Here is a 6,908-nt window from a genome sequence, read left to right as displayed (position 1 = left end):
GGCTCTTTTGGAAAGAAATTCGTGGAGATGGTATACGCCCGCTTCCCGGATGTAAAGCGCCTGGTGATCTACTCCCGCGACGAACTCAAGCAGTTTGAGATGTCGCAGGTTTTCCCCCACAGCAAGTACAACTCGATCCGTTACTTCATAGGTGATGTACGCGACGGCGATCGCTTCAAGCGTGCCTGCGAAGGGATTGATATCATCGTGCACGCAGCCGCTATGAAACAGGTGCCCGCTGCCGAGTACAATCCCATGGAGTGTATCAAAACCAACATCCTGGGTGCTGAAAACATCATCAATGCAGCGCTGGACACGGGCGTGAAAGATGTGGTAGCGCTCTCTACGGATAAGGCTGCGGCTCCGATCAACCTGTATGGCGCAACCAAATTGTGCTCCGATAAGCTGTTTGTAGCCGCCAACAACATGCGCGGCAAGCGCGATCTCCGCTTTTCGGTAGTGCGCTACGGCAACGTGATCGGTTCCCGCGGTTCGGTGGTACCTTTCTTCCTGAAGAAACGCGAAGAAGGCGTGCTCCCGATCACGCACCCGGAAATGACACGTTTCAATATATCGCTGGAAGAAGGCGTCGAACTCGTATTCCATGCGCTGGAACATCATTGGGGAGGTGAAATATTTGTACCAAAGATCCCTTCTTATGTGATCACAGACCTGGCAGAAGCCATCGGCCCGAATTGCCAGCAGGAAGTAGTCGGTATACGGCCCGGCGAAAAGCTGCACGAAGAGATGATCACCGAAACCGATTCCCTGAACACGGTAGAACTGGACAAATACTATGTGATCCTGCCTTCAACTCCGGTCTGGAAGGTGGAGGACTTCATTAAGGCACACAATGGTAAAATGGTGGAAATGGGCTTCAAGTACAACTCCGGCACCAACAACGAGTGGCTCAATGTAGAGCAGATCCGCCAGCAGATCCGGGAGCACGTGGACCCTAATTTTACTGCGTAAGACGACACATGTATCAAGACACAAGATTTTAAACTCGTGACTCAGAACTCAGAACTCAAAACTCCTATACCTTACGGCCGGCAGCACATCACCGAGGCAGACATCGCGGCGGTAGTGGAGACGCTGCAATCGGATTTCCTGACGCAGGGGCCGAAGGTGGCCGAGTTTGAGCAGGCTTTTGCCCGTTACGTAGGCGCCCGATACGCCGTAGCCGTCAGCAACGGCACAGCAGCCCTGCACCTGTGTACCATGGTTCTGGGGGTGAACGAGGAATCACGGGTGATCACGACACCTATCACGTTTGTGGCCTCGGCCAACTGCGTGCGCTACTGCGGCGGCACGGTAGAGTTTGCCGACATCGACCCAACCACTGCCTTGATCGACATCAACAATGTACGCCAGATGGTGGAAAGCAAACCCAAAGGATACTATGCCGGCGTTATACCGGTAGACTTTGCCGGTAACCCGGTGAACCTGGAGGAGCTGCGCCAACTGGCCGATGAGCACGGGCTGTGGATCATCGAAGACGCCTGCCACGCCCCGGGCGGCTACTTCTACGACAGCCGGAGAGAAAAGCAGCTATGCGGCAATGGCCGCTACGCGGACCTGGCCATTTTTTCTTTTCACCCGGTCAAGCACATCGCCACGGGCGAGGGCGGCATGGTGACCACTAACGATGAAGAATTCTACAAAAAGCTACTGCTCTACCGCACCCACGGCATCACGCGCGATGCGGAGTTGCTGGAGGAAAACCACGGTGGCTGGTACATGGAAATGCAAGCGCTGGGCTACAACTACCGCATTCCGGACATGCTCTGCGCCCTGGGCCTCTCCCAACTAGAACGGGCTGAGCAAGGACTGGAGCGAAGAAAAGCGATCGCTAAGATATACGACGAAGCATTCTCCGGCATTGCAGGTATAGCAAGGCTGGGCACCAGTTCGGAAGCTCTCAGCCCAACAGGTGACACCGGCCATGCCTATCACCTGTACGTGATCCAGGTAGCCGACCGCAAGGGACTCTATGATTTTCTGCGCCAGCACAACATCTACGCGCAGGTGCACTACATCCCGGCCCATACCATGCCGTATTACCGCAGCCAGGGGCATCAAAAAGGAGACTTCCCGCAAGCCGAGCATTACTACAGCCAGTGCCTGAGCCTGCCCATGTACCCTACCCTGACGGAAGAGGAGCAGGCTTTTGTGATTGAGAAAGTAAAGGAGTTTGTCGCGGATGGCAAATAAAAAAGTCGGGGTTATCTCGCAGGCCCGTATGACCAGCACCCGACTGCCGGGAAAAGTTCTGCTTGAAGCTGGAGGCAAAACCATGCTGCAGCACCACGTGGACCGGCTACAGGAGGCAGGGCTGGAGGTATACCTGGCAACCACTGCCAATGCTTCGGATAATGCGATCGCTGCCTTTGCCAAAACGGCAGGTATACCTTGCTCCAGGGGCGATGAGCAGAATGTGCTGAGCCGCTACTATGCTTGCACAGTTGAACATAAACTGGATGTGATCGTTCGCGTCACCTCCGACTGTCCGCTCATTGATGGCCACCTGATCGCGGATGCCTTGCAGCAGTACCTCCTGCTGAATGATGACTCCGTATACCTGTCCAACGCCTTGGAGCGTACCTTTCCCCGTGGCTTTGACTTTGAGATCTTCTCCTTCAGCCTGCTGGAAGAAGCTTACAAACAGGCTACCCTGCCGGAAGAACTGGAGCACGTCACGCCCTACATCAACCAAAACAAAAGCAACCGTGTAATCCTGCAACACTATACCCGGGAGAAAGACGCCAGCCGGTACCGCATTACGCTGGATACCCAGGAAGATCTGGAGCTTATCACTGTTCTTATAGAAAACTACCAGGCTCAGCATATGAGCGGGAATGAGCTTATTGGCTTGCTGGAAAGCCACCCGGAGCTACAAAAAATCAATGCACACGTAGAGCAGAAAAAGCTGGGAGAATAATTTACCACCCGGCAGGGGTATGCCATGGAACAAAAGCGCCGCATCATCTTCAGGGCAGACGGAAACAGCCGGATCGGGCTGGGGCACGTGACACGTTCGCTTGCGCTGGCAGCTATGCTGCGGGAGGAGTTTGAATGCGTGTTTGCGATCCAGGCACCGGACAAGGCGCTGCAGGAACAGATCCGTAAGGTATGCCAGGGTATTATCGTTTTACCTCCCGCTGCTGCTACAGAAGATCGCTTCAGCCATGAGCTTTCTGCTTATATTTCGGAAGAGGAGATCGTCGTGCTGGATGGGTATAGCTTCGATACCAGCTACCAGGAAAATATAAGAGCCAGAGGTTCTACCCTGGTTTGTATCGATGACATTCACAGCTACCGTTTTGTGGCAGATGCCGTCATCAACCAGGCAGGTGGTATACTACCCAAACTGTATCAGGCGGCTCCTTATACCAAGCTGTTGCTGGGGCCTCGCTATGCCTTGCTTCGGCCTCCCTTTCTGACGGCTTCGCGCAGAACCAGATCCTTGCCGGCCGGCCAACTACGGGTCCTGCTGTGTATGGGCGGAGCCGATCCGGACAATCATACGCTCCAGGCACTGGCTGATCTACAAGCTATAGAAACTGCGATGCAGGTGGAAGTGGTGGTAGGCAGCGCCTATACCCATCTGCCGGAACTGAAACGATGGCTGCAGGACAAAGAGCACATCAGCCTGCACAGCGACCTTTCAGCAGAAGGGATGCGTCGTCTGATGAGTAAATGTCAGGTGGCCGTTACCTCAGCCAGTGGTATCTCCTACGAATATGCTGCCGTTGGTGGCCTGCTCTTTGTCAAACAAACCGCCGATAACCAGGCAGGTATACATCATTTCCTCATCACCAACGGCATCGCCAGTGATTACAGCATGCTGCAACAGCAACTGAACCAGGGTATAGCCGAAGATACCTTCAGATCTCAAGTTGCGGCGCAACGACAGCACTTCGACGGGAAGAGTGATGAGCGGCTCCGGCAGCTTTTCCGCCACCTGAGCCTGGCAGCCAGCCTGACTCTGCGGGAAGCTTCCCCGGATGACCTCCTGTTACTGTTTGAGTGGGCCAATGATCCGGAAGTACGCAGCAGATCTTTTAATCCGGAGCCGATCCCGCTGGAGAACCATACCCGCTGGTTTCAGGCACGGCTTGAAAACCCTGACACAAAGATCTATCTTGCGGAAGCAAACGGCATACCTGCTGCCCAGATACGATTTGATGTGAATGGCGCTACAGCCACGATCAGTTACCTCATCAGCGCAGGCTACCGGGGCAACGGACTCGGTCATACCATTCTCCTAAAAGGGGTTCAGAAACTCCGGAAGCAGCGACCTGACGTGCACCTGGTAGAAGGACTGGTACAACAGGGTCATAGCGCCTCTATCAGGTCCTTCGAGAAAGCCGGTTTTGACTACGCACAGCCTGACGCACAACACCCGCAGGCACACCGCTTTGTGCTGGAGCTGCCTGCTAAATTAAAGTAAATAAGAAGCCAAATGAGCAACGCTATCAGCATAGCCGGCCGCCTGGTTGGCGCCGGCCACAAGCCTTTCATCATCGCCGAAATGTCGGGAAACCACAACCAGTCACTGGAGCGGGCACTCGCCATTGTTGATGCCGCCGCCGACGCCGGTGCCGACGCCATCAAGCTACAAACCTATACTGCCGATACCATGACCTTGCCGGGCGCCTTCACCATCGAAGACGAAGGTTCCCTGTGGAAGGGCCGGGAATTATACGACCTCTACCAGGAAGCCTATACCCCCTGGGAGTGGCACCAGCCTATCTTCGACAGGTCAAAGGAGCGTGGCCTCATTGCCTTCTCCTCCCCTTTTGATGAAACCGCCGTGGAGTTCCTGGAAAGCCTGGATGCTCCGGTGTACAAGATTGCCTCTTTTGAGAATACCGATCACCCGCTGCTGCGCAAAGTGGCTGCTACAGGCAAGCCCGTCATCATGAGTACCGGTGCTGCTACCGTGCAGGAGGTAACCGAGGCCGTGCAGGTACTGCGGGAGGAAGGTTGCCTGGAGCTGATCCTGCTCAAGTGCACCAGCACCTACCCGGCCACCCCCGAAAACACCAACCTGCGCACGATTCCCCACATGCAGGAGCTCTACCAAGTGCAGGTAGGTTTATCGGATCATACCATGGGGGTGGGCGCCTCGGTGGCTGCCGTGGCACTGGGAGCAACCGTGATCGAGAAACACTTTACGCTCAGCCGCGCCGACGGTGGCGTGGATTCGGCCTTCTCGCTAGAACCTGAAGAACTGCGATCGCTTGTGGTGGAGTCTGAGCGTGCCTGGCTGGCACTGGGGCAGGTGCAGTATGGCGTGCAACGGGCCGAAGAGAAAAGCCGCCTGTTCAAGCGCTCTGTGTATGCAGCCAAAGACATCAGCGCCGGAGAACCGCTCACAAAAGAAAATATTCGCGTAATTCGCCCTGGACTGGGGCTGGCGCCGAAGCATTATGAAGATCTGCTGGGAAAGGCTGCTTCCAAAGACATTAAAGCAGGCACCCCGCTTAGCTGGGAGATGGTGTAACCCATGAAAGATTGGTACGCCACTTACCGCGACATCCTATACCTGCATTTTTCAGAGGGCTTTTACCAGCTTCCTGAAAGTGCCAAAAATGCCGCTTCCCCCACAAATCCGCTGAAGCGCCTGCTCCGGATGGCCGGCTATACCTTGCTGCGCCTTTTCGGAAACCTGTTTCAGTCGGTGGAGCAACCCGACAAGCTGCAGGGCAAGGTATGGCTCTATGTGGTCAGCCAGAACAACTACGACAGCCTGCACTTTTTGCAGGAAGGCATACCGGATGCCGTGATGGTAGCCGGCCATAGCAAGAACATCGGCAGCTATGCCAAGGCTGTCAACAGGATCTCCCTCCGCAAAAAGCTGCTCTATTATTATAAATTCCTGCCGCTCTTCCTGGAGTTCTTGTCTCACAAGAAGAACAGCACCCTGCGCTTTGCCGACCTACTGTACGATGCGATCGGCTTTTACGAGGTATACCTGGAGAAGCTCCGGAAATACCAGCCTGCCTGTGTAGTGTTTGCCAACGACCACAATGCCGATGCCCGGGCCATGCTGCTGGCAGCCAAAAAGCTCGGCATCAAAACCGCCTATGTGCAGCATTCGAGTGTGAGCAACCTATTCCCGCCGCTCGTATTCGAGCTGAGCCTGCTGGAGGGCCAAGATTCGCTGGATAAGTATAGGCTATGCGGACCGGTGGAGGGACAGGTGGAGCTGGTAGGGATGCCGAAAGCAGATAAATTCGCTGCTCTGCGAAACCAGCACCACAGCATCCGGACGATCGGCATCGGCTGCAACCTGATGGATCTGACGGAAGAAGTAAAACAGCTGTTGCTCCACATTTCACGGGACTTTCCTTCGATGCGCATCACCCTGCGCCCACACCCGCGCGACAAACGGGATTATAGCTTTATCAGAAAGATCAGCCCTAGTATCAGTTTGTCGGATAGCCGGAAGCAGACTGTTTTTGATTTCCTTAATGGCTTGGACGTGCTCATCAGTGGCAACTCGGGTATTCACCTGGAGGCAGTGCTACTGAATGTATGGTCCATTTACTTCAACTTCAACCCCAGCGAAAAGCTGCACGACTATTACGGTTATGTTGCCCACGGACTGGTGGACGCAGCTTCGTCCTATAGCGAACTCAAACCGCTCCTGCGCCAGGGAATGAGCCGGAAACCGGATGTATACCTGCGGGCAAAATACTACAACGCGACCGTGGGTACGGCCTATGATGGCAGAAGCAGTGAACTAGCCCTGCAGCATCTGAAGGCCTTTGTGAGCGGCACACCCGTCGGGCTGAACAACCGTGTCCCGCTTCAATAGAATAATACTATATTTGCCTCTTCTACCTAACACATCACCCGAATAAATGCCTAATCTCCAGCGCGAGGGAATTTGGAATACT

6 protein-coding genes are annotated in these 6,908 nt (G+C 54.8%); all 6 read left to right on the top strand.

Annotated elements, in window-relative coordinates; translation table 11 throughout:
* Nucleotides 1-972: UDP-N-acetylglucosamine 4,6-dehydratase (inverting) (pseB, locus tag OB13_RS04970; protein ID WP_461489043.1), on the top strand; the 972-nt coding region annotated here is incomplete at its 5' end.
* 36 nt (nt 973-1,008) lie between these two features.
* On the top strand, nt 1,009-2,214 hold the full coding sequence (pseC, locus tag OB13_RS04965; protein WP_461489042.1) for a UDP-4-amino-4,6-dideoxy-N-acetyl-beta-L-altrosamine transaminase: 1,206 nt from the start codon (nt 1,009-1,011) through the stop codon (nt 2,212-2,214).
* Nucleotides 2,204-2,941, top strand: a complete 738-nt coding sequence (locus tag OB13_RS04960) for a cytidylyltransferase domain-containing protein (RefSeq protein WP_461489041.1) — start codon at nt 2,204-2,206, stop codon at nt 2,939-2,941. The genes pseC and OB13_RS04960 overlap by 11 nt, the downstream gene beginning before the upstream one ends.
* Nucleotides 2,942-2,965: 24 nt before the next feature.
* Complete coding sequence (pseG, locus tag OB13_RS04955; protein WP_461489040.1) at nt 2,966-4,453, top strand: UDP-2,4-diacetamido-2,4,6-trideoxy-beta-L-altropyranose hydrolase; 1,488 nt, start codon at nt 2,966-2,968, stop codon at nt 4,451-4,453.
* Nucleotides 4,454-4,465: 12 nt separating this feature from the next.
* Nucleotides 4,466-5,509, top strand: coding sequence for a pseudaminic acid synthase (gene pseI, locus OB13_RS04950; RefSeq protein WP_461489039.1), 1,044 nt, complete (start codon nt 4,466-4,468; stop codon nt 5,507-5,509).
* Nucleotides 5,510-5,512: 3 nt separating this feature from the next.
* Complete coding sequence (locus OB13_RS04945) at nt 5,513-6,826, top strand: hypothetical protein (protein ID WP_461489038.1); 1,314 nt, start codon at nt 5,513-5,515, stop codon at nt 6,824-6,826.
* Nucleotides 6,827-6,908: the final 82 nt, after the last annotated feature.

It is taken from the genome of Pontibacter sp. HJ8 (assembly GCF_054824225.1).
The sequence above is the reverse complement of the archived record's forward strand: the minus strand, read 5'-3'. Positions and strand labels throughout refer to the sequence as shown.